The following is a 668-nucleotide window of genomic DNA, read 5'->3' as shown; positions in this document are numbered from 1 at the left end:
CTGCAGCACCTCGGCGTCGGTCAGTTGATTGACCCGGCGGGCGGATTCGATGCCGACCTTGGAGGTGATTTCCTTGGCGGCGTGGGCGCCGATGCCATGGATGTACTGCAGCGCGATCTCTACGCGCTTGTTGGTCGGGATGTTGACACCAGCGATACGGGCCACGAAGCTCTCCAGATACGCGTTGACGGACGCAACAAACGCTCCGGTCAACAGACCAGGAGCGCCGACGTCCTTCGCGGAAGCGCGCCTTATACAGGGGATTCCCCCGGCGTCAACGGGTCGCGGGGTTATCGCCGCACGCGGCCGGGGTCGAAATCGACCCCCACAGTGATCTCCTGCCCGCTGACGGGGCGGCCGTCCCGGGTCGGCGGCTGGAAGCGGAATTCGTCCGCGGCCACCAGGGCCGCCTGGCCAAACCCCTGGCCCGGAGGCGTCTCACTGACCAGGCGGCAGTTGTCCAGGCGCGTATCGAGCCGCACCGCGCAGGTGATCACGCCTCGTCCCCCCTGTCGCGCCGACAGGGCGGCGCGGGGATAGACCCGGGCGATCTGGTCGTTGCCGGGGCCCCTCACCAGCCGCGCGCGCGTGCCGCCGTCGCCCGGGCCAGAGCCGGCGCCGCGGCCCGTGCCGGATCCGGTCCCCTCCCCGCCCTGGCCCATGCCAGG

At 70.7% G+C, this 668-nt stretch carries 2 protein-coding genes; both read right to left on the bottom strand.

Going from position 1 to position 668, the window contains the following annotated elements; translation table 11 throughout:
* Nucleotides 1–165, bottom strand: a 165-nt coding sequence (gene rpsM / locus B2742_RS13755) for a 30S ribosomal protein S13 (protein WP_292067625.1), incomplete at its 3' end; no start/stop codon positions are given.
* Between the two features lie 125 nt (nt 166–290).
* On the bottom strand, nt 291–668 hold a 378-nt coding region (locus B2742_RS13750; RefSeq protein WP_292067345.1), incomplete at its 5' end, for a TonB family protein.

This window comes from Brevundimonas sp. UBA7664 (assembly GCF_002483305.1).
Classification (GTDB): domain Bacteria; phylum Pseudomonadota; class Alphaproteobacteria; order Caulobacterales; family Caulobacteraceae; genus Brevundimonas.
The sequence above is the reverse complement of the archived record's forward strand: the minus strand, read 5'-3'. Positions and strand labels throughout refer to the sequence as shown.